At 36.7% G+C, this 21,766-nt stretch carries 20 protein-coding genes and 6 pseudogenes; 13 read left to right on the forward strand and 13 right to left on the reverse strand.

The features are described 5' to 3' along the window. Positions 1 to 23: 23 nt before the first annotated feature. Both LZ575_RS03535 and LZ575_RS03540 read right to left on the reverse strand, forming a co-directional pair. Positions 24 to 431: a hypothetical protein gene (locus LZ575_RS03535; RefSeq protein WP_235328488.1), complete on the reverse strand. Its 408-nt coding sequence runs from the start codon at positions 429 to 431 to the stop codon at positions 24 to 26. 272 nt (positions 432 to 703) lie between these two features. Further along, positions 704 to 1,423 (reverse strand): hypothetical protein, encoded by a 720-nt coding sequence (locus LZ575_RS03540; protein WP_235328490.1) that lies wholly within the window; start codon positions 1,421 to 1,423, stop codon positions 704 to 706. Positions 1,424 to 1,671: 248 nt separating this feature from the next. Here LZ575_RS03540 and LZ575_RS03545 point away from each other — a divergent pair, with 248 nt between their 5' ends. Beyond that, positions 1,672 to 2,565, forward strand: coding sequence for an alpha/beta fold hydrolase (locus tag LZ575_RS03545; RefSeq protein ID WP_235328492.1), 894 nt, complete (start codon positions 1,672 to 1,674; stop codon positions 2,563 to 2,565). Positions 2,566 to 2,667: 102 nt separating this feature from the next. Here LZ575_RS03545 and LZ575_RS03550 read toward each other — a convergent pair whose 3' ends face one another. Further along, the gene (locus tag LZ575_RS03550) at positions 2,668 to 3,387 is read right to left on the reverse strand and encodes an SDR family oxidoreductase (protein WP_235328493.1); all 720 of its coding nucleotides are present in this window, start codon (positions 3,385 to 3,387) and stop codon (positions 2,668 to 2,670) included. A gap of 266 nt (positions 3,388 to 3,653) precedes the next feature. Between LZ575_RS03550 and LZ575_RS03555 the strand changes: the two genes are divergently transcribed. The 3 genes and pseudogenes from LZ575_RS03555 (at position 3,654) to LZ575_RS03565 (ending at position 5,622) form a co-directional block, all read left to right on the forward strand. Then, on the forward strand, positions 3,654 to 4,028 hold the full coding sequence (locus tag LZ575_RS03555; protein ID WP_235328495.1) for a hypothetical protein: 375 nt from the start codon (positions 3,654 to 3,656) through the stop codon (positions 4,026 to 4,028). Between the two features lie 78 nt (positions 4,029 to 4,106). Further along, a pseudogene (locus tag LZ575_RS03560) lies at positions 4,107 to 4,728 on the forward strand (YqaA family protein). 153 nt (positions 4,729 to 4,881) lie between these two features. Beyond that, complete coding sequence (locus tag LZ575_RS03565) at positions 4,882 to 5,622, forward strand: DUF1206 domain-containing protein (RefSeq protein ID WP_235328497.1); 741 nt, start codon at positions 4,882 to 4,884, stop codon at positions 5,620 to 5,622. A 1-nt stretch (position 5,623) separates the two neighbouring features. Here the strand turns inward: LZ575_RS03565 and LZ575_RS03570 are convergent, their stop codons facing one another. Further along, positions 5,624 to 6,733, reverse strand: a complete 1,110-nt coding sequence (locus LZ575_RS03570) for a DEAD/DEAH box helicase (RefSeq protein WP_235328527.1) — start codon at positions 6,731 to 6,733, stop codon at positions 5,624 to 5,626. A gap of 149 nt (positions 6,734 to 6,882) precedes the next feature. Here LZ575_RS03570 and LZ575_RS03575 point away from each other — a divergent pair, with 149 nt between their 5' ends. After that, positions 6,883 to 7,032, forward strand: a complete 150-nt coding sequence (locus LZ575_RS03575) for a YqaE/Pmp3 family membrane protein (protein WP_235328529.1) — start codon at positions 6,883 to 6,885, stop codon at positions 7,030 to 7,032. 32 nt (positions 7,033 to 7,064) lie between these two features. On the opposite strand, the gene galE is transcribed toward LZ575_RS03575, so the two are convergent. Next, a complete protein-coding gene (gene galE, locus LZ575_RS03580) occupies positions 7,065 to 8,102 on the reverse strand; it encodes a UDP-glucose 4-epimerase GalE (protein ID WP_235328531.1) in 1,038 nt (345 codons plus the stop codon). Between the two features lie 174 nt (positions 8,103 to 8,276). On the opposite strand from galE, the gene LZ575_RS03585 reads away from it, so the two are divergent. From LZ575_RS03585 to LZ575_RS03600, 4 genes are all read left to right on the forward strand, one after another. Then, positions 8,277 to 8,561 (forward strand): DUF3817 domain-containing protein, encoded by a 285-nt coding sequence (locus tag LZ575_RS03585; protein ID WP_235328533.1) that lies wholly within the window; start codon positions 8,277 to 8,279, stop codon positions 8,559 to 8,561. Positions 8,562 to 8,563: 2 nt separating this feature from the next. Next, positions 8,564 to 9,850, forward strand: coding sequence for a mechanosensitive ion channel family protein (locus LZ575_RS03590; protein ID WP_235328534.1), 1,287 nt, complete (start codon positions 8,564 to 8,566; stop codon positions 9,848 to 9,850). A gap of 72 nt (positions 9,851 to 9,922) precedes the next feature. Continuing rightward, positions 9,923 to 11,011, forward strand: coding sequence for an endonuclease/exonuclease/phosphatase family protein (locus LZ575_RS03595; RefSeq protein ID WP_235328543.1), 1,089 nt, complete (start codon positions 9,923 to 9,925; stop codon positions 11,009 to 11,011). Between the two features lie 56 nt (positions 11,012 to 11,067). Further along, positions 11,068 to 11,982, forward strand: a complete 915-nt coding sequence (locus LZ575_RS03600) for a mechanosensitive ion channel family protein (RefSeq protein WP_235328553.1) — start codon at positions 11,068 to 11,070, stop codon at positions 11,980 to 11,982. Here the strand turns inward: LZ575_RS03600 and LZ575_RS03605 are convergent. The 5 genes and pseudogenes from LZ575_RS03605 to LZ575_RS03620 all read right to left on the reverse strand — a co-directional run bounded on the left by LZ575_RS03605 (position 11,979) and on the right by LZ575_RS03620 (position 15,037). Further along, positions 11,979 to 12,369 (reverse strand): annotated as a pseudogene (locus LZ575_RS03605) (acyl-CoA thioesterase). The gene LZ575_RS03600 and the pseudogene LZ575_RS03605 overlap by 4 nt on opposite strands. Before the next feature lie 20 nt (positions 12,370 to 12,389). Then, positions 12,390 to 12,578 carry a hypothetical protein gene (locus LZ575_RS23185; protein ID WP_311195951.1) on the reverse strand — a complete coding sequence of 63 codons (189 nt, stop codon included), beginning with the start codon at positions 12,576 to 12,578 and terminating at the stop codon, positions 12,390 to 12,392. Then, positions 12,514 to 12,801 carry an NUDIX hydrolase gene (locus tag LZ575_RS03610; RefSeq protein WP_311195952.1) on the reverse strand — a complete coding sequence of 96 codons (288 nt, stop codon included), beginning with the start codon at positions 12,799 to 12,801 and terminating at the stop codon, positions 12,514 to 12,516. Before LZ575_RS03610 ends, LZ575_RS23185 begins: the two co-directional genes overlap by 65 nt. Next, positions 12,794 to 13,674: pseudogene (locus LZ575_RS03615) on the reverse strand (DUF72 domain-containing protein). Before LZ575_RS03615 ends, LZ575_RS03610 begins: the two are co-directional and overlap by 8 nt. A 2-nt stretch (positions 13,675 to 13,676) precedes the next feature. After that, positions 13,677 to 15,037 (reverse strand): annotated as a pseudogene (locus LZ575_RS03620) (NAD-dependent succinate-semialdehyde dehydrogenase). A 160-nt stretch (positions 15,038 to 15,197) separates the two neighbouring features. Here LZ575_RS03620 and LZ575_RS03625 point away from each other — a divergent pair. After that, positions 15,198 to 15,616: pseudogene (locus LZ575_RS03625) on the forward strand (glyoxalase). A gap of 61 nt (positions 15,617 to 15,677) precedes the next feature. On the opposite strand, the gene LZ575_RS03630 reads toward LZ575_RS03625, so the two are convergent. Together LZ575_RS03630 and LZ575_RS03635 are read right to left on the reverse strand one after the other, a co-directional pair. Next, the gene (locus tag LZ575_RS03630; RefSeq protein ID WP_235328555.1) at positions 15,678 to 16,310 is read right to left on the reverse strand and encodes a DUF3307 domain-containing protein; all 633 of its coding nucleotides are present in this window, start codon (positions 16,308 to 16,310) and stop codon (positions 15,678 to 15,680) included. Further along, positions 16,300 to 16,974, reverse strand: a complete 675-nt coding sequence (locus LZ575_RS03635) for a SatD family protein (RefSeq protein ID WP_235328564.1) — start codon at positions 16,972 to 16,974, stop codon at positions 16,300 to 16,302. The genes LZ575_RS03630 and LZ575_RS03635 overlap by 11 nt, the downstream gene beginning before the upstream one ends. Positions 16,975 to 17,188: 214 nt before the next feature. On the opposite strand from LZ575_RS03635, the gene LZ575_RS03640 reads away from it, so the two are divergent. Next, a complete protein-coding gene (locus tag LZ575_RS03640) occupies positions 17,189 to 17,641 on the forward strand; it encodes a transcription elongation factor (RefSeq protein WP_235328566.1) in 453 nt (150 codons plus the stop codon). A 1-nt stretch (position 17,642) separates the two neighbouring features. On the opposite strand, the gene LZ575_RS03645 is transcribed toward LZ575_RS03640, so the two are convergent. Continuing rightward, the gene (locus tag LZ575_RS03645) at positions 17,643 to 19,688 is read right to left on the reverse strand and encodes an HD family phosphohydrolase (protein WP_235328568.1); all 2,046 of its coding nucleotides are present in this window, start codon (positions 19,686 to 19,688) and stop codon (positions 17,643 to 17,645) included. Positions 19,689 to 19,804: 116 nt separating this feature from the next. Between LZ575_RS03645 and LZ575_RS03650 the strand changes: the two are divergent. Further along, a pseudogene (locus LZ575_RS03650) lies at positions 19,805 to 20,981 on the forward strand (acetyl-CoA C-acyltransferase). 24 nt (positions 20,982 to 21,005) lie between these two features. Beyond that, positions 21,006 to 21,755: a C40 family peptidase gene (locus tag LZ575_RS03655; RefSeq protein WP_235328570.1), complete on the forward strand. Its 750-nt coding sequence runs from the start codon at positions 21,006 to 21,008 to the stop codon at positions 21,753 to 21,755. Positions 21,756 to 21,766: the final 11 nt, after the last annotated feature.

The following is a 21,766-nucleotide window of genomic DNA, read 5'->3' on the forward strand; positions in this document are numbered from 1 at the left end:
CAGGTAGTTCGTTTTTTAATTAATTATTTCCAGATGGAATCTCCTGACACTTTTTTCCACATCGTCTTATTGTCGGTTTTAAACAATTTAGAACCATTAATAATTTCGAAAAGAATTATACCGTCAGGTATTTCGGCAGTTGGTTCAAACTGTAAGATTACTACATTTCCAATAACATCATAAGTTCCTCTGTGAATAATGTCTGTAAGCATGATTTCTACTACGTTGTTTTTGTAGAAATCTACCTGTTGGTGGCAATTCTGAAAAAAATCAGGTTCTGGTTGGTTTTCCCGGCACTCTTCTTCTGTACTAAAAAATAAATAAACAAAACTTTTGTTTTTCAGCATATTTTCCCGGGCCGGGGGTCCATCGTGAGAACATGCGCTAGTTAAGAATAAGAAAGCCAGCATAATAGTAATTTTCCTTTCCATAGATTAAGGTTTTAGTTAGGGCTGGTTTCATACTCTCAAAATAAGAAAAAAACCCGGAGGAAAAGAAAATTTGAATTTTATTATTTATTACTTTCTACTGCTCTCTTTCTACAATTCTACCTATTTACGAATTAGCTTAAACCCTAATTATCAATAATTTATAGATACTATAAACCATGGTTAAATTACGGTTGCTAAAAGTTACTATTCCTGGAAAAATAATGAGAAACTATTGTAAAAATAGATATAATAAGCCATCAAATTGGTGGATTTCAGAGGATTTGTGTGTTTAAAATCATTCTTCCAGCCTTGCACAACCTACGGGAATGCTTAAATTCATAGCAATGCTTAGTTACAGTTTGGGCGGTCAATGGTATATCGGTTCCTTCTCTAACGCCCTGGACTACATAATTAAACCTGGTAAAGTCAAGATCGGTCATTTTGTAACTTTCACCTACTGCCTCTCTTAGGCTATCAAGACTAATCGTCCTGGTAAAATACATTTCCCCATTCACATTTGTTCTGGGATAAGTGTCCACCATCATATCCAAAGAAGATGGTCCCATATGCAAAGGGATCATATAAATTCCCCGGGCATTTGGGGAAACTTCAGTAACATCAACTATTCCGTCATTATTGGAGTCTGCATTATTACCGGGACATTGAGTATTTTTCCCTGCTTCTGAAGTTTGTAAATGTTGCATATGCATCATATTGGGTGCAAGTCCTTCAGCAGTAACGACAATCCTCATTAAATTTCCCTCTAATCGGAGTTTTACTGTTCCACTAACTTCAGTATTGCCGTTTATCTCAGTATTAATTGGTGAAATGTCGCCTGTAAAAGTTCGTTCCCTAACCTTTCCTGCTGTCTTCATTGCATCTGTTGAATCTTGTGTAGTTTGTTTACTTTCTGTCTCAGTTTGATTTTTCTTTTCGTTCTTACAGGAGAAGAGCCCAAAAAGGAGGCTTGCAACAAAAAAGTACGTCAGCACATTCTGTAGTCTCCGATTTATATGGTACGTATTCATACTACTATCCATTTAAATTTACCCTAATCTACAAATCAAGAAATTTAAATTCAATTAAACATCAGTTTTGTCACAATTTAATTATTTATAAACCAGAGTTTTATAATGTAAGTGAAGCTGGAATTAGTTCAGGATAACCTTAACTTTTATTTAGCTGGAGAATTTTTGTTTTTGAAAATTGAGAACTTATCTTAAAGTAAATATTGAAGAAGATGAGCAAAACTGAAAGTAGGGATGTCGAAAAAGTACTAAAGGAACATGAAAATTCCGGCAGGTATATAGAAATAAATGGAATTAAAACCTTTGTTCTTGAAAAAGGAAGCGGGGAAGCAGTAATTTGTATACATGGCGTGCCTACTTCATCTTTCCTGTATCGAAAAGTTGTAACCTTTCTGGCCAATAAAGGTTATCGAGCAATTGCAGTAGATCTTCCCGGACTCGGATTTTCAGAACGCCCGGAAAACTATAGCTATGACTTTAAAAATTTTGCTCATTTTTTAATTAAAGCAATTGACATACTGGGAATTGAAAAATTTCATCTAATCGTACATGATTTAGGTGGACCAATAGGTTTTGCTCTTGCCGCAAATAATAATTTTAGAGTAGCTTCTCTTACTATTTTAAACACCTGGATTGATGTGGTCAATTTTGAAAAGCCTTTGGTGATGAGACCTTTCGAGAAAAAAATATTAGGTGAAGCAGAATTGGCAATGATCACTCACGCTACCTGGCCCGTAATGTTCTCCAAAATGGGGGTTAACAATGCTCACCAAATTCCGGCGGAAGAGCAAAAAGCTTATGTGGACCTACTAAAGAAAGAAGATAACGGAAAAGCATTTTTGAAGATCATGCGCAATTTTCCCGGTACCAATGAGGACAGGGAGCTGTGTTATAGGGCAGTAAAACAGGTTTCATATCCTATACAAGCGATTTGGGGCGCAGATGACCCAGCTTTAAAATACGAACATTACGGGGAGGAAATTAAAGAGATAGCAGGAATAAAAGAAGTTTCTTTACTTCCCTCCAAACACTTTTTACAGGAAGAGGTTTATAATGAAATTGCAGAATTAGTTGACAGGCAGGCTAAAATGATACATAAGGGTTAACGCACCCGGCATTTTATACCTTATGGAAATATTATTCAATGATAAAAGGTGTATAATTCGGAAATCTGATTTATACACCTTTCATTTATCTAAAATACAAACTTATTTTTGAGGAGGTTGGGAAGGTCGTATTTCAATTTTACTGGGAAGTGCTCTCGGATTCATTCGGAGAAGACTCACTACCAAATCCCCGATATCCTCTTTTTGGATTTTCCATGAATCTTTATCTGAAGGTTCGTGATCATTGAAATGAGTAGCAACAGATCCCGGCATGATTGTACTTACCTTCACCCCATGATTTCTCACATCCAGCATGATAGCCTGAGTCATTCCTGTGACCCCAAATTTGCTTGCATTATAAGCCGCTCCTCCTTCAAAGAAATTAGTGCCTGCAAGACTTGAGATGGTTATTACATATCCCTGTGATTTTCTAAGTGCAGGAAGTGCAGCTTTTATGCTGTAGAAAACTCCACTAAGGTTTGTGTCGATAGTATTTTGCCATTCCTCCAGGCTAAGATCCTCAATAGAGCCAAAATGTCCTATTCCTGCGTTCGCCACCACAACATCAAGCTGACCCCATTTTTCCATTATAACGTTTACAGCCTTCTGCTGGCTTTCATAATTTCTAACATCTGCTACAAGTCCCAGTACTCTACCCCTTCCTAATTGAGTAAGTTGTTTTGCAGCATTCACTGCTGAATCTTCACTTCGACTTGTAATTGCCACTCTCATATCCAGGTTTAACAGTGCTTCTGCCACACCATATCCAATACCTTTACTCCCACCCGTAATAAGGGCAACTTTTCCTTCAAATGATCTCATATTCAATACTTTTTATTTAATCCTTAAAACTACTAAAGAACCTTATCGCTTAGAAATATTTGGTTCTAATTAATTGTTAATTCTTATCAAAAAATAGCTCTCTTTATAAAGAATATTAAATTATCAGAGATCGAAATAGTTTGATAAAAATTACCCAAAAATGTTTTGAAAAAGCTTTAAACCCTTAACTTTGCAGCTGCTTCAAAAACAAGCAGCAGGTGCTTTTTGAAAAAGAAATTTGAAATCATATATAAAATCAGGAAAACTTGAAAAATCCAAAAGGACAAAAATTACTCGATAAAATTCAGCGTGATTTAATGCGCAATGGACTTATTATAAACACTATTGTTGACGATCTAAAGGAGCTTCGTCCATATGCAGTGGAAGATGAAGATCCCCTGCTGGCAAAAGTGATTCGTCTTACTTACGAGCATATAGAAGAATACCAAACCTTTGATATTCCAATTCCCGATGATGAACCTTTAGATGAAAATGAAGAATCTACTGCTTCACAAGAAATTAATCCTGAAGAAAGTCTTGATTACCTTCTTTCTCTAATGAGTGATACTTCCATTAAAAATAACGAGATAGATTTACGGGAGTATAGCAGAGCTCTACAGGAGTATGCAGAAGAAAATTAATATAACGTCATATTTCTTTTTTAAACATTTTCACCTGGCCTTTTGTTTAAAAGAACCCTCTTAAAATTATAAAGGTGAATGAAAAACAAGGATGAGAAATCTCAAAAAAAGCCTCGTTGGAGATTGTTGCACCAGTATTATAGCTATACCTAGTTTTTATTCGTTTGTTGGTAAAAGCGTAAAAAAAGCTATTATTCCTATAATACTTTTCATTGCAGCCATCCTTGCCCTGGATTACTTTGTAATTGACCTTAATAAGTTATTGGTTACCATTACGGAAACCTATCCTCCAGCAGGAATATTGGGAGTTTTCTTTCTTTCAGAATCCCTCCTGGGGCTTGTACCACCTGAGCTTTTTATAGCTTGGGCTGGAAAATCTCTGTATCCTATATTTTACCTCACCCTGTTAGCTACTGCCTCTTATCTTGGAGGTATAGTTTCTTATTTCATTGGAGTATCTATTACTAAAATCCCCGCTGTAAAAATACAGATGGAGCTCAACCTTGCGAAGCATATAAAAAATACCAGGAAGTGGGGTGGTTTTCTAATTATTGTGGGAGCTTTATTGCCCATTCCTTTTGCGATGACAAGTATTGCTGCAGGTTTTATAAGATTTCCATTTATGAGTTATCTGATGTTTGGCTTATTAAGATTCGTAAGATTCTATCTCTACGCACTCGTAATCTTCGAAATGGTGTAAATTTCCATTTTTCTCATTTAAATACTTAAAGTATTTATAATTTCTGCTTCGGCCTCCTCTATTTCCCCTATTTTTAAATACTAACCAAAAATAAAATTGAAATGGACAGGAAGTTGAAAAAAATGGCCCGGGCAGGTTATATAGCTAAAGGAAGTGTTTACGGAATTACTAAGTGTTCTCACTTTTTTAGCTGCTTTTAACCTGGGCGGGCAAAAGGCAGGACAATTGCAGGTTTTGAAATTTTTGGACGAACAGCCTTTTGGAAATGTATTATTAATTATCCTTGGATTAGGTTTACTTTGTTATGCAGCCTGGAGATTTGTACAATCTATTCAGGATCCTGAAGGTATTGGAGAGGATAAAAAAGGTACAGTTAAAAGAATTGCCTATTTCATTAGTGGATTAATTTACCTTGGTCTGGCTGCAATGTCTATATGGAGGGTAATTGGATCGGGAAGTTCTCAAGGATCAGGTGGCAGTGCCGGGAAATCCTCATCTTTTCTTGCTACAGAAACTGGTTTATATGTACTGGGTGCCGTAGGATTAATAATAATTGGGGTGGGTATTTATCAATTTATCAGGATATACAAAAAAGATTTTATGGAGAAGTTTGACTTTAAATCTATAAGTGAAGAAAAACGCCGAAAAACTATAAAAAATTCTGCATATACTGGATTGGCCTCCAGAGGAGTACTCTTCCTCATAACCGGATATTTTGCTTTACACGCGGCCATAACTTCAAACCCCTCAGAAATTAAAACTACACGGGAAGCTTTTTCTTTTCTACAGGATTCTTCTTATGGAGCCTGGTTATTAGGATTGGTAGCGGCAGGATTAGTGGGATATGCTGTTTATATGTTTATGATGGCTAAATACAAGCATTTTAAAGCATAACTTATTTTATCCGTAGAAATTTTATTCCCAAAGTTTTTTCCAGCTCCCAAATACGGTTAACTTCTTTGTTGTTAATTAAGACAAGGGAAATACCCTTTTTTCCGGCTCGGGCAGTACGGCCACTTCGGTGGGTATAATAATCAACCTGATCCGGGAGTTGGTAATGAACTACAAAAGCAAGATTACTCACATCAATTCCTCTTGCAGCAACATCTGTAGCCACCAAGAGGCGTAAATTTTTGTTTTTAAATGCTCTCATAACTTTATCGCGGTCTTTTTGATGCATATCCCCCTCCAAAAGGCCCACTTCATAATTTTTTGATGCCAATTGTTTTGCCAGGACTTTGGCCACCGCTTTTGTCCTAGAAAAAATGATACCTCTATTTTTTCCCTGTGATTTTAAAAATTGCGTGAGTGTATCTAATTTATTATTATCGTCCCCGGTGACATAGTGATGTTCAATTCCGGTATTTACAGCATCCTCCTTATCAATATTTATTCGCAAGGCATCAGGTGACACATAACTATTTATTATCTCATCAAGTTCCTTTGGAATAGTGGCAGAGAAAAGCCAGACATTCCGCTTTCCCTGAGTTTTTTTAAGTATTCGGGAAAGATCTTCCTTAAATCCTAAACTCAGCATTTCATCTGCTTCATCCAATACGAGAGTTTCTATCTTTGAAATGTCAAGAGCTTTCTTGTTCAAAAGGTCGAGAAGTCTTCCGGGTGTTGCTACAACTATATGGGTAGGCCTGTTAAGACGGCTAATTTGGATATCAATTTTTTCGCCTCCGTAAACAGCTTCAGTAAAAACTTTGTCAGAATACTTTGTGAATTTGAAAAGTTGTCTTGCAATTTGTTGCCCCAGTTCCCGGGTTGGAGCCAGTACTAAAGCCTGAATCCAATCCTTTGAAGGATCTATTTTTGAAAGTAAAGGGAGTCCAAAGGCTGCAGTTTTTCCAGTTCCTGTTTGCGCCTGCCCTATAAAATCAATTCTTTGTGTCGTTAAAACAGGAATTGCTGCTTCCTGAATCTTTGTGGGAGTTACAATGCCCATTTCCAGCAAACCTTTCTCTATTTCTTTTGATACTCCTAGTGATGAAAATCCCATTTTAATTTTTTGGTAAAGATAATTTTTTAAATATGCTAAAGGACATTAACGAGCTGTCCCAATCCAGTTAAAGTTAAACTAAAGGCCATTCTATTTTTTACAATGGATTAAAAGATGCTTAAATTAGAATGGAACCAAAAAAAACTGTTATGACTCTTATTTTAAATATTTTACTACCACCTCTTGCCGTGTTTTTAAAACATGGGCTGGGTACAACCTTCTTAATAAGTTTACTATTAACCGCACTTGGATGGTTACCAGGAATAATTCACGCTTTTTATGTGAATGGAACATCATAAGAAAGAGGCCCGGAAATTAAACCGGGCCTTTTTTAATTTTGCTTTTCCTTCCGCGCCACTTTCTGTTCCCATTGCCAGGCACTTCTAAGAGCCTCATTGAGGCCCTGTTCTGCTTTCCATCCCAACACTTCATTCGCCTTGTGGGTATCAGCATAAGCAGCTGTTATATCTCCTTCCCTTCTGTTAGTAATTCTATAGGACAAATTTTCCCCTGTAACATTCTCAAAAGTCTTTATGACCTCAAGAACTGAATTTCCTTTTCCGGTACCAAGATTGAAGACCTCATAATTTTCTGAAGTTTTACTTTTCATCAATTTCTCCAGGGCTATTACATGCGCTTTTGCTAAATCCATCACGTGAATGTAATCTCTAATACACGTACCGTCATTAGTAGGATAATCATCTCCAAATACTGCTAATTGTTCTCGTTTTCCAATAGCTGTTTGGGTAATAAAAGGAACGAGGTTTTGAGGAGTACCTATAGGCAATTCACCTATTTCGGCACTTGGATGTGCGCCAATAGGATTAAAATAGCGCAAAGATATTGCTCTAAGATCAGGATGGACTTTACAGGTATCCTTAATTATTTCTTCTCCAATTTGTTTAGTATTACCATATGGAGACATCGCCTGCTTTACAGGAGCCGATTCGGTTATAGGTAATTCATCTGCCTGCCCGTAAACCGTACAGGAGGAACTAAAAATAAAGTTCGCCTGCTCTTTTTTGCTCAATTGTTTAAGAAGGTATACCAGAGTGGAAATGTTGTTTTCATAATATAAAAGCGGATTTTCTACACTCTCTCCAACTGCTTTCGAGGCAGCAAAGTGAATTACTCCTTCAATATTTTTATGGTTTTCAAAAAAATCAATAACCGCCTCTTTATTGCGAAGATCCAAATTTTCATACTCCGGAGTTTTCCCCGTGATTTTGGTAATACCCGCAAGAACGTCAATTGAAGAATTTGATAAATTGTCTATAATTATTACTTCATAACCCTGTTCCTGCAGTTCTACTACAGTGTGAGAACCTATAAAACCAAGACCTCCGGTTACTAATATTTTTCCTTTCATAATAGTTATTTGTTGGGGGGCGCAAATTAAGGAAAATGCTCAATATTGCTTTATTTTTTGATAAGAGATTAGATTTAATGTATAATTAAACGGTACATATTCTACTGCTTTAATATATACAAATCATTACAAAACTCACTTTATAAAATTTATCTTTGCCCTAAAATTATAAATATGGGTCTGGAAAATCAAATTAGAATTTTTAGATGGATAAGTATCCTTGAGGGAATATCATTTTTAGTGTTGCTTTTTCTGGCTATGCCACTTAAGTATTTTTTTGATCTTCCTCAAATGGTGAGGGTTGTTGGAATGGCGCATGGAATTTTATTTGTGGCTTATGTCCTGGGAGCATTTATTATGTACAAACCCCTAAATTGGCAAAAGCAGACTCTTGCTATTGCTTTAGCATGTTCTGTAGTACCGTTTGGTCCTTTTTATATTGAAAAGAAATACCTTTAGGTATGGAAGACCTTTTCAAATTCAGCTCTGTTTTTTGCTTTCTGGAAGAATATTTTTTACGTCAGGGAATGAACGTTTATGTGGCAAGTTATATTAACCTCTTCATAAATCTAATTGTACTGGTTCTACTTGTTATAATAATAAATTATATTATAAGAAGGTTTGTCATAGAAACGTTTAATGCCTTTACAAACAAAACCAAAACTACTTTTGACGATTTCCTGGTTAAAAGTAACTTCCCCAAATATGTAGGACAAATTTTTCCTTTGATCCTGATAAATTATACTATTCCTTACATCCTTATTAACCACCAATGGACACTTGGGATAGTACAACTTCTGGTCAATATTTATGCAATTATTCTGGGGGTATGGATTTGCAGAAGCTTATTAAGAACTACCAAGAATTTTCTCAAAATTCAGGAAGAGTACCGGGATAAACCCATCGATAGTTATATCCAGGTTGTTATTATATTTATATGGGTGGTGGGAATTATGTTTATTTTTTCTGAAATCACCGGAAGATCTGTTATTAATTTCGCAATTTCCCTGGGTGCCGCTTCGGCTATCCTGCTGCTAATTTTTAAAGATACCATACTTGGTTTTGTAGCTTCCATACAGGTTTCTGTTAATGATATTGTTCGAATTGGAGATTGGATTACCTTCAGCAAATATGGAGCTGACGGTACGGTGACGGAAATTAACCTTGCCACAGTAAGAGTTCAAAACTGGGACAATACCTATACAACAATACCCACCTACAGTTTAATTGCAGATTCTTTTCAAAACTGGAGAGGGATGCAGGAATCACCCGGTAGAAGGATTAAACGGGCAATTTTTATTAAACAGAGTTCAGTAAAATTTGTTGACTCTAATGATCTTGAAATTTTAAAAAGAATATCTCTTATTGCTCCTTACCTGGACCACAGGCAAAAGGAAATTGAGAGATATAATCTATCAAATAATGTTAATAAGGAGCTGCCAATAAACGGAAGAAATCAAACCAACCTTGGGATCTTTAGAAAGTATGTAGATGCTTACCTTCACGAACATTCTGCAGTTCATAAAGAGATGTATATAATTGTAAGGCACCTCGCCCCTACTTCTATGGGTATACCCCTGGAGATTTTATGTTTTAGCAGGGACAAAAGATGGGAAAACTTTGAATATATTTCTGCTGATATTTTTGATCATGTAATAGCCGCTGTTCCTTACTTTGGACTTAAGTTGTTTGAATCTCCATCCGGGGATGATATCAGGGAGTATTTTTCAGCAGAAAGCAGAACATAAAATAAGGATTACGATCCTTTACTTTAGCAGATTATTAAAGACCTTCAGCAGTTAAAACTACAACTATTGCACATGGAATTAAAGCCCTTTTTACAAGGTTTTGCGCTGGTGGCAATCATCCTCACCCTTGCTCCCTTTATTGCTGCAGATTATTGGTGGATTCGGATTTTTGATTTTCCTCATACCCAACTTACCATTTTAACCCTGGTCGCGCTGCTCGTTTATTTTTTCAGATTTAATTTAAAAGCAGCTGAGGATTATATTTTAGTTGGAGTTTTGGGTGCCTGCCTTACCTTTCAGGTTGTCCGGATCCTGCCCTACCTTCCACACGGAAATGTGGAAATGAAGGAAACAAATTCCGGGACTACTGCTCCTTCAGTTAAATTCTATATTGCAAATGTACTTCAAACCAACGAAAATTATGATAAGATAAAGGCTGAAATAGCAAAAGAAGATGCTGATGTTTTACTGTTTATGGAAACAGACAGTAAGTGGATGAATAAACTTAGACCTGCTGTTAAGGATTATAAATACCGGGCTGAAGAACCTCTTGATAATACTTACGGTATGTTGCTCTATTCCCGGTTACCACTAAAAGATCCAAAAATAAAATATCTGGTAGATGACAGTATTCCTTCTATTCATACAATTATACAACTGCGGGATGGAAAGGAATTCAAACTTTATGCTATTCATCCTACTCCACCAATGCCACAACACAATCCTTCTTCTACCGATAGAGATGCGGAAATGATGTTAGTTGCAAAAGAGGTAAGGAACAGAGAAATTCCCGTAATAGTAGCAGGAGACTTTAATGATGTAGCCTGGTCTGAATCTACTTCTATGTTCAAGAAAATCAGCGAACTTTTAGATCCGCGGGTGGGACGTGGTTTTTACAATACTTTCAATGCTAAAAATCCTTTAATGCGGTGGCCTCTTGATCATTTCTTTGCTTCAGATGAATTCCGCCTAAAATCTATAACTCTGGGAGAAGAAATAGGCTCCGATCATTTTCCTGCCGTTTTTGAAATTAGCCTGGAACCAGAAGGCGCAGGTCAACAGGAGCAGGAAGACGCTTCAGGTGAAGATTTAGAAGATGCCAATAAACAAATCCGGGAAGCCCGAAAAGATAATTCTCAAGAAGCTAAAAAGAAGACTTAGACTCACATAACATTTCTTTAATAATAGTTGAATATCTTTAATTGTATCTTCAGGAAATGGAACAGGACGATAGTTTTCAGGTCACTTCTATTGATGAAGCTTTCAAAAGTTTTTATGATTCTTTCATAGAGCAAGTTCCAAATATTGGAATGGGAATACTCATTATTATACTTGGAGTACTACTGGGCACCTGGATAGGAAATTTCGCCAAAAACAGGATATCTTACAGGACCAGGGATCCTTTAATGAGTAAATTCCTGGGAAAATCAATAAGGATCCTTTTCATTGTAATATCAATAATGATAGGTTTAAGAGCAGCAGGATTGGGTGGTATTGCTACAGGAATACTTACCGCAGCGGGAGCAAGTGCTGTTGTTTTAGGATTTGCCTTTAAAGATATTGGTGAAAATTTTATAGCGGGAATAAAACTGTCGTTCAACAGGCCTTTTAATATTAACGATACGGTTGAGGTAGGTAATAACTTCGGAAAAGTGAAGGCGCTGGAGTTTAGGTACACTAAATTAAAAACTTTTGATGGGAAAGATGTGTATATTCCTAATAGCGATGTACTTACAGAACCTGTAACTAATTTTACTGAAGATGGATTTTTCCGCTGGGATTTTGTGGTGGGTATTGCTTATGAAAATGATATTGATGGTGCAAAAGCTATAATTATGAAGGTTATAGAAGAAATACCAGACGTGATCGAGGATGAGGATCATCAAAATTTTGTAATTGAAGAAGAACTTGCAACAAGTACTGTAAACCTGAAAGTATTTTTTTGGGTAGACACTACAGATTTTCGAAGAGGCGCGCTTATACAGAGAGGAATGGTAATAAGAAAGGTCAAAGAAGAGCTGGAAAAAGCTGGATATTACCTGCCTGCCGATATTCAGGAAATCAAACTATACGGACCAGAAAAAAACTTTCCTGTACGTTTATCTAAAGATGAAAAGAACCCAAAATCCTAATCTTTCAATCTATCCTTTACAAATTCTACCTGCGTTTTTCCATGAGGCGCTAAGTTTCCCATCTATTCCCAGGCTAACCATTACAATGTTCTCTACTGTTAGAATAGTTTGTCTCGTCATTTTATTGCGCACTTCACAACGAAGACTTAGGGAAGAACTCCCAAACTTTAGTACTTCAATTCCTATTTCTATAATATCACCTTCAACGGCAGAACTTTGGAAATTTATCTCGCTCATATATTTAGTAACTACTTTGGGATTTTCCAATTGAATTATTGCATATAAAGCACATTCCTCATCTATCCATTCCAAAACCCTTCCTCCAAACAAGGATCTATTAGGATTTAAATCCTGAGGTTTTACCCATTTTCTCGTATGAAATCTCATAACTATTTTTGAATTTAAAATTATAATAATGCGGTTGCTGCTGTGACTATTTTGTAATGATCAAATGCCAGGTCGGGTAATTCTGAAAATCCAAACCACTTTGCATCGGCAGCATCATCTCCTCCCCTTACCTCCTCTTCATTATCAACTATACCCAGGTAAGCAATGGAAATATTCCTGCCCCTGGGATCTCTTCCCCGGCTCTCCAAACGCTCCAATTTGCGTAAGGCTTTTGATATTAAGATTGGTTTCTTCTTTAAGCTCTCTCATAGCACCCTCTACCAGGTTTTCTTCCTCCTCTAAAAATCCGCCGGGTAACGCCCACTTTCCTTTGTATGGGTCGTTCTTCCGTTGAACAAGGAGAAGCATAGGCTCCTCCTTTTGATAGATAACTACTACGTCTACAGTTACAGCAATATTTTGTTTACTCATCGTTAAGGATATTTGGAATTTTAATATCGGTCTTAAATCTTTTGTTGAAGTTTTTAATAAAATACGCGGTGAGAAGCGGAGATTCTATTTCTACATTTTGGTGTACAAAAAAATACACATTTCTCAATCCCAAATTATACCACTCTTCTAATTTATCTAACCAGTCATCCAATCTTTTATAATCACCATGATGGTTAGCCCCTACATAGCGTATAAATGCGGTAGGAGTTGTTAACTGCATATGCATAATATCTCTTCTGCCTGCACTGTCAACAAGGATATTGCTAACCTTATACTTCTTAAAAAGTGAGATGATCTCTTTATTGATTTCTTCATCATTAAACCAGGAAGTATGTCTTAATTCAACCGCCAAAGGTATTTCTTTAGGCCAATGTTTAAGAAATGGCTCTAAACGATCTTTATACTTAGGCTGGAAATTATCAGGCATTTGCAAAAATACCATTCCTAATTTTTTCTTTAGTGGTGAAATATTTGTTATAAAATCGTCCACCAAAGTTTCACAATTCTTCAATCGCTTGATGTGACTTATGATCCTTGGTACCTTCGGAAAAAACTGAAAGTCACCTTCGGCTTTTTTTCTCCAGTTTTTAAATTGTTCTTCGGGGAACATCCTGTAGAAGGAAGCGTTTAACTCAATAGAGTTGAATTGTGAGGAATAATACTGAAGCTCATCTGATGTTCCTTTTGGATAAAATTTCTTGAGCTCCTGCTTAGGTTCCATTTGGCGCAACCAACGCGTACATTTTTAAAATTTTTGGTCTTGTACCGCTTAAAAGTTTCTTTTGTGACCTTATGAGTGGGTGGCAGAGTAAAATCAATCTCTTCCGGGTTTTCTACTTTCCCAAATTTCATTGCTAATATTTATTGATATAAACAGTTTTCTTATTTACAAATTCCCTAATTCCATGCAGGGAAAGTTCCCGCCCGTAACCAGATTCTTTTGTACCGCCAAAAGGAAGTCGAGGATCACTTTTTACAAGTTCATTTATAAAAACAGCTCCATCCTCGAACTGCGGTACCAGGTCTTCTGCGCTCTTAAGGTCTTCAGTAAAGACTGAAACTCCAAGTCCAAATTTTGATGTATTCACCAGGTCAATTGCTTCCTGAACCTCCTTAAAAGTAGTCACTGAAACTACTCAGTCCAAATGTTTCTTCTTCAAAAACAGGCATTTTAGCAGTAACTTCAGAAAGAATTGTAGGTTCAAAAAAAAGTTCCCCGACGACTTCCTCCCAGGACAACTTTAGCCCCTGCCTCTATTGATTTCCTTACCTGTTCCTCGAGATCTTCAGCTAAATCCTCCCTTGCCATAACCCCCACATAAGTCTCTTCATCCATAGGATCGCCAGCTTTCAATTCTTTTACTGCTTCTACAAAACTCTTCATAAAATCTTCAGCAATACTTTCCTGAAGAAGTATTCTCTTTCCTGCAATACAACTTTGACCTGTATTTTGAAATCTTGCCTGTACACAGGTTTTTACTGCCTCCTTTAAATTTGCATCTTTTAAAACAACGAGCGCATTACTTCCACCCAATTCCAGAACAGATTTTTTAATTTCCTTTCCTGCTGAAGATGCAACTGCACGTCCTGCCGGAGCACTGCCTGTTAAGCTCACCGCCCTTACCCTTTCATCCTTTATAACCTGCTCCACCTTGTCACTGCCAATAGGTAAATTTTGGAAACAACCTTTAGGAAAACCAGCCCGCTCAAAAATTTTCTGAATATTACCTGCAGATTGCATGACGTTGCTGGCATGTTTTAAAACCCCTACATTTCCCGCCATTAAAGAAGGTACCGCAAACCTAAATACCTGCCAAAAAGGAAAATTCCAGGGCATGACCGCCAGTACGATCCCAATTGGTTCATAAGAAACATAGCTTTTTAAAGCATCAGTTTCAATTTCTTCGGGTGCCAGATGTTTTTCTGCATTTTCAGCATAATATTCACATACCCACGCACACTTTTCAACTTCGGCTATAGATTGGGTTATAGGTTTTCCCATTTCTTTAGTAATAGTTTCAGAGTAGTTTTTCTTATTTGTTCGCAATTCTTTTGCTGCTTTTGACATTAAGTCTGCCCTGTGTACAAAACCTGTATTTTTCCAATTTTTATAAGTTTCTTGTGCAGTTGCAAGTGCTTCGTCAATTTGATCTTTTGAAAATTCTTCAACTTCTGCAAACTCTTCTCCTGTATAGGGATTTTTCGATTTGATCATGATTATTCCTGTTTGTTTAAAGGTAAAAATTAGAGAGTCAATGGATAGGGCGATTAAGAGGATTTTAACTGAAGGATTTGTTCATAAAGTAGTTTAAAAGTTAAAACTGAATTCTATGACCAGGCTCAAGAAAAAGGTATATTTAAGAAACTCAACTATTATGAACCAGCGAGATTTACGATTACTTCGTCTAAGGCCCGAAATTCCTTCAGCAATTATTTCAGAAAATATGAGCCGGGACGAGAGATTCCAGAACAAAACCTTAAGACCGTAGCTAAGCTACAGGATGAACTTTTTGTGGAAGTTTTCAGGAATTACATCTTTAAACATAAAAATGTTTTCTACGGTTTTACTGTAGAAAAAAAGATGAGGTTTATTGAAAATGCCATACAGAGGGATATTAAATTCAGGAACAGCTTAAAAGGAATTATGATTGGACAGTTCACTCTTGAGGAATATGAAACTTATATCCAGAATTCCTCTGCCCTGAACAAGAGAATGATGAATATTGTAAAAGAGAGGGTTTTTAGTAATATCCAGTTATTAGAGGACCAGAGCCTTTACAAGCAGGCCCAGTAAAATAGTTAGTGCAAAACTCATAAGTGTTCCTATAAGAACATATTCAGTTTGTTTTCTGGCACTAAGTTTCAGATTTGTCGCTGAACCTTAAAATAGACTTTGCAGCAATAAGCAAACCTATTGCTGCAAAATTATTTGTGAGTATAAACGTGAGAACGAGGATTCTTTCAAATATTCCTATATATCTTCCTGCAGCTTCGAGACTGTTTTTTTGATATTCTTCTGCAATTTCATTTTGCCAGCGCTGGGTTGCTTTTCCTATTAGAAATCCTGCCGGGAATATAACTATTATATATGCTGCCGTAATTCCTAAAAATTCTGTAGAATTAAGAAGAGATTGCAGAGTGGGTATAACAGAATCAAATCCCTGGATTATATAGAGCCACGCAAGAATAATTATTACCAGGTGAAAAAGCTGGTCCAGTAAAAAATAGGTGAGATTGTCTTTTTCCTGCAGCAATTTCCACAGATCAATCAAATAGTGTGTGATACTAATAAAAGCCGCTACATACCACAGTTCCCAGTTTTGAAGAAATATTAAACTTAGTCCTCCTGCCAGCAGGGCATGGATGATAAGTAAATAAGAGCTTGCTTTATATTTTCTCTTATGTTCAATCCAGGATGTGGGCTGAAGCACAAAATCGGTTAAAATATGAGCGAGGAAAAGTTGTATTAGAAGAAGGCTACTTTCCATTGATAAATTGTTTTTTAATAACCTCCCGAAATCTCGTTAATAAAAGTGACACTGCCTCCCATCCCGCAGCTTTTTTACGCTGGTTAACTGCGGACTGGCTGATATTAATTTCAGAAGCCACTTCTCTTTCTTTTAAACCCTTTAAGAGATAATAAACCACTTCTGCCGAGGCTGTACTCCATTTATCGGTTATTGTATCCAGCAGTAAAAAGGAAGTATTAAATTCTTCATCTACATCGTCCCGCGGCGTTTTTATTCCGGTATGCCTGCTGCTGCCTTTCATCTCATCCAGGGTCCTGCCGGAAAATTGAAAGGCCTGCCCATTGGATTCTGTTATCTCCTCCCGGTCCAGCTCCTGTGTTCCTAATCCAATTGCTAATTTAAAGTCGGCTATTTTTGAATAGTTCCGACTCTTACGGGTCTTCTTAAGGTGAATACTGTTAACTGCTGATTTGATTTGGAGAGCTATTTGCAGAGCTTCTTCGGGTCTTTTAATTATACCCTGGAAACTATCTCCTCTGTAGATAGTGAAGCGTACCATATCTTCCCCATATTGTCTATAAATTTCCTGAAATTCTTCCCTTAGTTTATTAAGAACAATTTCAAGTACCTCCTCCTCATAATGAGTAGAATCAATAAGATCGGCTGTAAGAACTGCTATCATATATCAAATATAACAAAAATAAGTCCCTATCCTTATAAATAATAAAAATAAGTCTACAAACTTATAATGATTGCATATTAGGCTACAGACTTATAAAGAATTAAAATAAGGATAGAGGCTAATGTCTCTTATCATGAGGCGGCCCTATTAAAGTTTTGTAAAATATTCTTTCAATAGAAAAGGGATAATTACTTTTAAAACAAAACAAAAAGTAATGAGTAATAAAAAAATACAGATTTTCTATCAAAGCTTAGAAAAAATAAATAATCTCATAGAACAATATCAAAATCAAATGGATAGTTTAAAAGAGTCCATGGCATCTAATGATATTCATACAGATTATGATCAGGAAGGCAGCGGGGGACAAACTCTGGGCGATTTTGAAAGAAGTGCAGCTCATCTGGACAATGCGCGGAAGATGAAACAAACTCTAAATCAGGTAGACCGGGAGCATTATAGTGAAACTATAAAATTTGGAAGTGTAGTAGAAACAGACAAGAACTATTATTTCATAGCAGTTCCGTTGGGAAAAGTCCACATGGACGACGGAAGTGCTGTACAGGTAATTTCTACAGATGCCCCAATATTTGAAAAATTAAAAGGGAAGAAAAAAGGAGATACCTTTAAATTGAACGATGAAGAAATAGAAATCCTTAATGTTCAATAAATTATTCCGGATACTCCACTCTTAAATGAAAAATATTCTTGAGCTTTTGCTTGAGAATTTTTTTTATGAGCTGGATTTCTTTGAAAGTAATATTTGCATTTATAAACTGCCCCTCTTCCATTTGCTTATTTACGATTTTCTCTACAAAATCATTAATTTTTCCCGTCGTAGGTTCTTTAAGACTTTTGCTTGCTGCTTCTACACTATCACACATCATTAAAATAGCAGTTTCCCGACTAAAAGGAATTGGCCCCGGGTAACGAAAATCGGCTGCAAGGGCTTCATCATTTAATTGTTTTTCTTTCATATAAAAGAAATAAACTGTGCTAGTGCCGTGGTGTGTCCTAATAAAATCAATCACCCTATCCGGCAGGTTATTCTTTTTGGCAATTTCTATACCTGTGATAACATGGCCTATGATAATTTCAGCACTTTCCCTTGGAGAAAGTTCATCATGGGAGTTGACGGAGCTCGCCTGATTTTCAGAAAAATAGGAAGGATTTTCCATTTTTCCCAGGTCATGGTAAAGAGCTCCTACCCTCACCAGCATTGCATTTGCTCCAATCTCGTTGGCAGCAGCTTCAGCAAGGTTTGCAACATTAAGGGAGTGGTGAAAAGTTCCCGGAGCTTTCTCTGATAATTCTTTTAAAAGCTTCGAATTAGTATCTGAAAGTTCCAGAAGCGACATGTCACTAACAAGTCCAAAAAGCTTTTCATAGATATATATAAGAGGTTGTACAAAAAGGGTAGCCAAACCTCCCAGAACAAAAGTTAAAAACATTTCTGAATTCAGGTCAAGTACATTTCCCTCCTGAATTACTGTGAAGGCAAAATAAACAACAATATATATAGAAGTAATCTGCCCAACCGAAATAAAGAGATTAGCTCTTTTGTAAAGTTCAGAAACAGTAAGAATAGTCACTATTCCCGCAATAATTTGGAGAAACATATATTCATAACTGTTGGGTACTACGAAGCCCAAAATGAGAACCGTGATCACATGGGAAAAAAGACCCAACCGGGAATCGAAAAATGCTTTAAGGGTTAAGGGTAATATACACAGGGGTACAACATAGACATATTTGGCTTCAAAATTTACTACCAAGGTGGTGAGGAAGACCATGAGCAGGATATTGAAAAAGATGAACGTAATCTTAACATTGTTCTCATAGATCTCCCTGCGATACTTTCTAATAAACAATAACAGCATCAACAAAGCGAGGCTTACCAGGAGACTATACCCAAATAAGATCCAGTTATAGCTGGATTCACTCCATAATTGAGATTCATATTCCTGTTTAAGCGAATTTAGAATATCGAGCTTCTCCCCTTCAACTATTTCTCCTTTTGATATAATAATTGTCCCTCTCTCTATGCTTCCGCGGGTATAAGAAATGGCATTAAGCTTACTGTCTAATTCCCGTTGAGTAAAAGTACCGTCAAAAGTTACATTTGGTTCAATGACTTCGTAAAACAATTCCAGCAGCTCCGGTCGTAAGGAAGACAAACTGCTTCTATTAATGTTGGTTGTGAGATATTCGGGGATTTCCTCCTGGGTAAAAATCTTTCCGTAGTTAATTTCGTCAGCAATGTTCCCTCGCTTTAGATATACCTGTTGATCTTCTTCTATACGAGAATCTTCCTGCAGGATACCATTTTCATATAATCCCTCCAGAGCTTCATCTACAAAATTTGATATAGCTCGCTCTCTTCGAGACAAAATGCTATCTGGGAAAACTTCTGATATTTTCTCTTCCGCTTCAACTTTTACTTTTTCAACAACTTCCTCATTATAATTGTAGTATGGAATATGATTAGAAATTATTTGATCTTTCTCCTTTACAATTTCCTCATCTGTTTTAAGGATTGCAAAATCAAAAGGTGCATAAAGGTTTTCATATTGCCAGGGTTTTCCTTTTGTGACCTCATATTTAAATTTTCCTCCCTTCGGTAGAAGATAGACTATTAATACCGAGGTAAGTATAAACAAAAAAACCTTGTAGAATAAGGCTTGATTTTTATAGAAATTATTGACGAAGTTTTTCATTTAGGAAAATCCAATTAATCAAAAGTAATAAAAAAACCTCATGCATTGGGAAGCCCTGGTTTGTTCTTCATAAAATGTTTAAATTCGCAACAAATGAAATTCAACAAATGAAAGCCATGAGAGAAGTTGTTATAGTAAGTGCTGCACGTACACCCATAGGAAGTTTTTTGGGCAGTTTATCTACTGTGCCTGCAACCAAATTAGGTTCAATTGCAATAAAAGGTGCATTAGATAAAATTGGTCTTAAACCAGAACTTGTAGATGAGGTAATAATGGGAAATGTGGTACAGGCAGGATTAGGACAGGCTCCTGCAAGACAGGCTGCTCTTGGAGCCGGGATTCCTTATAACGTTTCCTGTACAACGGTAAATAAAGTTTGCGCAAGCGGGATGAAAGCTGTGATGCAGGGAGCTCAGGCTATTGCTTTAGGTGATGCTGAAATTATTGTGGCCGGAGGAATGGAAAATATGAGTATGATACCTCACTATATACATTTAAGAAGCGGACAAAAATTTGGACTTAGCGACAATGGTCGATGGACTCCAAAAGGACGGGCTTGTAGATGCATATGGACAAATGGCAATGGGAGTATGTGCAGATGAATGTGCGGTAGAGCACGAATTTACCAGGGAAGACCAGGATAAATTTGCAATTCAATCCTATGAGAGATCATCCAAAGCCTGGAAAGAAGGTAAATTTGATAATGAAGTTGTCCCTGTAGAAGTACCACAAAGGAAGGGAGATGCAGTTATAGTAAAGGAAGATGAAGAATATAAGAATGTTGATATTTCTAAAATATCATCTTTACGACCAGCTTTTTCTAAAGAAGGTACAGTAACTGCAGCAAATGCATCTACAATTAATGATGGAGCAGGTGCGGTAGTGCTCATGTCTCGCGAAAAAGCAAAAGAGTTAGGTTTAAAAGTTTTAGGAGCGATAAGAGGTTATGCAGATGCTGCACAGGATCCTAATAAATTTACAACTGCACCTGCAAAGGCATTACCACGTGCCCTGGACAAAGCGGGTATATCAAAAGATGAAATCGATTACTTTGAATTTAACGAAGCATTCTCTGTAGTTGGTTTGGCTAATATGAAATTAATGGGACTTACAGATAAGAACACCAATGTAAATGGTGGAGCTGTATCCCTGGGGCATCCCCTCGGCTGCTCAGGTGTAAGAATTATTATCACTCTTTTAAGTGTGCTGGAACAGAATAATGCCAGGACAGGAGCTGCAGCCATATGCAATGGTGGTGGTGGTGCTTCTGCAATAATTATTCAAAGAGACTAAGTTAAACTTTGCACCCTATCCTTGATGCAATACGGAATTTGCAATCTTAGTATCGTTCCGGTTAGAATTCAACCAGCCGATACTGCAGAAATGGTTACCCAGTTACTTTATGGTGAATACTTCAAAATCCTCGAAGAGCGGGGAAGATGGAGTAGAATTCGTATTGCATTTGATTCTTATGAAGGCTGGATAAGCAATCGGCAAATCCTGAAAATTAGCGAAGAAGTTTTTGACGAATTCCTCAATTCACCAAGGATCTATTCCTCAGATCTTATTGAATATGTTTCTGAAGAGGCAGGTAGTTTACTTGCTATTCCAATGGGCTCGGTCCTTAATTATGCTGCCCGGGAAGATTTTGTGTTTGAAGGAAATATCCTTTCAGGAAAGAGAGATAAGGATTTTATTGTAGAGACTGCTTTACTTTACCTTAACACTCCTTACTTGTGGGGAGGTAAAACTCCATTTGGTATTGATTGTAGTGGGCTTACCCAAATTGTTTATATGTTGAACGGGTATTCCTTACTAAGAGATTCTGCCCAACAGGCCACCCAGGGAGAGCCTTTAAGCTTTATTGAGGAAAGTGAACCCGGAGATCTTGTTTTCTTTGATGATGCTGAAGGAGTTATTAATCACGTAGGAATAATGATGAAAGATAATTATATAATCCACGTAGACGGAAAAGTTCGTATTGACAGAATAGATCATTCCGGAATTTTTAGTGTTGATTTAAAAAAACATACTCACCAACTGAGGGTAATCAAAAAAATAATTTAATTCCTATCCTG

This window comes from Antarcticibacterium sp. 1MA-6-2, from assembly GCF_021535135.1.
In the GTDB taxonomy this organism is placed as follows: domain Bacteria; phylum Bacteroidota; class Bacteroidia; order Flavobacteriales; family Flavobacteriaceae; genus Gillisia.

What these genes read in the sequence shown, in the direction of transcription:
- LZ575_RS03535 (WP_235328488.1), bottom strand. Translation starts at nt 431, where the DNA reads ATGGAAAGGAAAATTACTATTATGCTGGCTTTCTTATTCTTAACTAGC.
- LZ575_RS03545 (WP_235328492.1), top strand. Translation starts at nt 1,672, where the DNA reads ATGAGCAAAACTGAAAGTAGGGATGTCGAAAAAGTACTAAAGGAACAT.
- LZ575_RS03550 (WP_235328493.1), bottom strand. Translation starts at nt 3,387, where the DNA reads ATGAGATCATTTGAAGGAAAAGTTGCCCTTATTACGGGTGGGAGTAAA.
- LZ575_RS03570 (WP_235328527.1), bottom strand. Translation starts at nt 6,733, where the DNA reads ATGGGATTTTCATCACTAGGAGTATCAAAAGAAATAGAGAAAGGTTTG.
- LZ575_RS03575 (WP_235328529.1), top strand. Translation starts at nt 6,883, where the DNA reads ATGACTCTTATTTTAAATATTTTACTACCACCTCTTGCCGTGTTTTTA.
- galE (WP_235328531.1), bottom strand. Translation starts at nt 8,102, where the DNA reads ATGAAAGGAAAAATATTAGTAACCGGAGGTCTTGGTTTTATAGGTTCT.
- LZ575_RS03585 (WP_235328533.1), top strand. Translation starts at nt 8,277, where the DNA reads ATGGGTCTGGAAAATCAAATTAGAATTTTTAGATGGATAAGTATCCTT.
- LZ575_RS03590 (WP_235328534.1), top strand. Translation starts at nt 8,564, where the DNA reads ATGGAAGACCTTTTCAAATTCAGCTCTGTTTTTTGCTTTCTGGAAGAA.
- LZ575_RS03595 (WP_235328543.1), top strand. Translation starts at nt 9,923, where the DNA reads ATGGAATTAAAGCCCTTTTTACAAGGTTTTGCGCTGGTGGCAATCATC.
- LZ575_RS03600 (WP_235328553.1), top strand. Translation starts at nt 11,068, where the DNA reads ATGGAACAGGACGATAGTTTTCAGGTCACTTCTATTGATGAAGCTTTC.
- LZ575_RS03610 (WP_311195952.1), bottom strand. Translation starts at nt 12,801, where the DNA reads ATGAGTAAACAAAATATTGCTGTAACTGTAGACGTAGTAGTTATCTAT.
- LZ575_RS03630 (WP_235328555.1), bottom strand. Translation starts at nt 16,310, where the DNA reads ATGGAAAGTAGCCTTCTTCTAATACAACTTTTCCTCGCTCATATTTTA.
- LZ575_RS03635 (WP_235328564.1), bottom strand. Translation starts at nt 16,974, where the DNA reads ATGATAGCAGTTCTTACAGCCGATCTTATTGATTCTACTCATTATGAG.
- LZ575_RS03640 (WP_235328566.1), top strand. Translation starts at nt 17,189, where the DNA reads ATGAGTAATAAAAAAATACAGATTTTCTATCAAAGCTTAGAAAAAATA.
- LZ575_RS03645 (WP_235328568.1), bottom strand. Translation starts at nt 19,688, where the DNA reads ATGAAAAACTTCGTCAATAATTTCTATAAAAATCAAGCCTTATTCTAC.
- LZ575_RS03655 (WP_235328570.1), top strand. Translation starts at nt 21,006, where the DNA reads ATGCAATACGGAATTTGCAATCTTAGTATCGTTCCGGTTAGAATTCAA.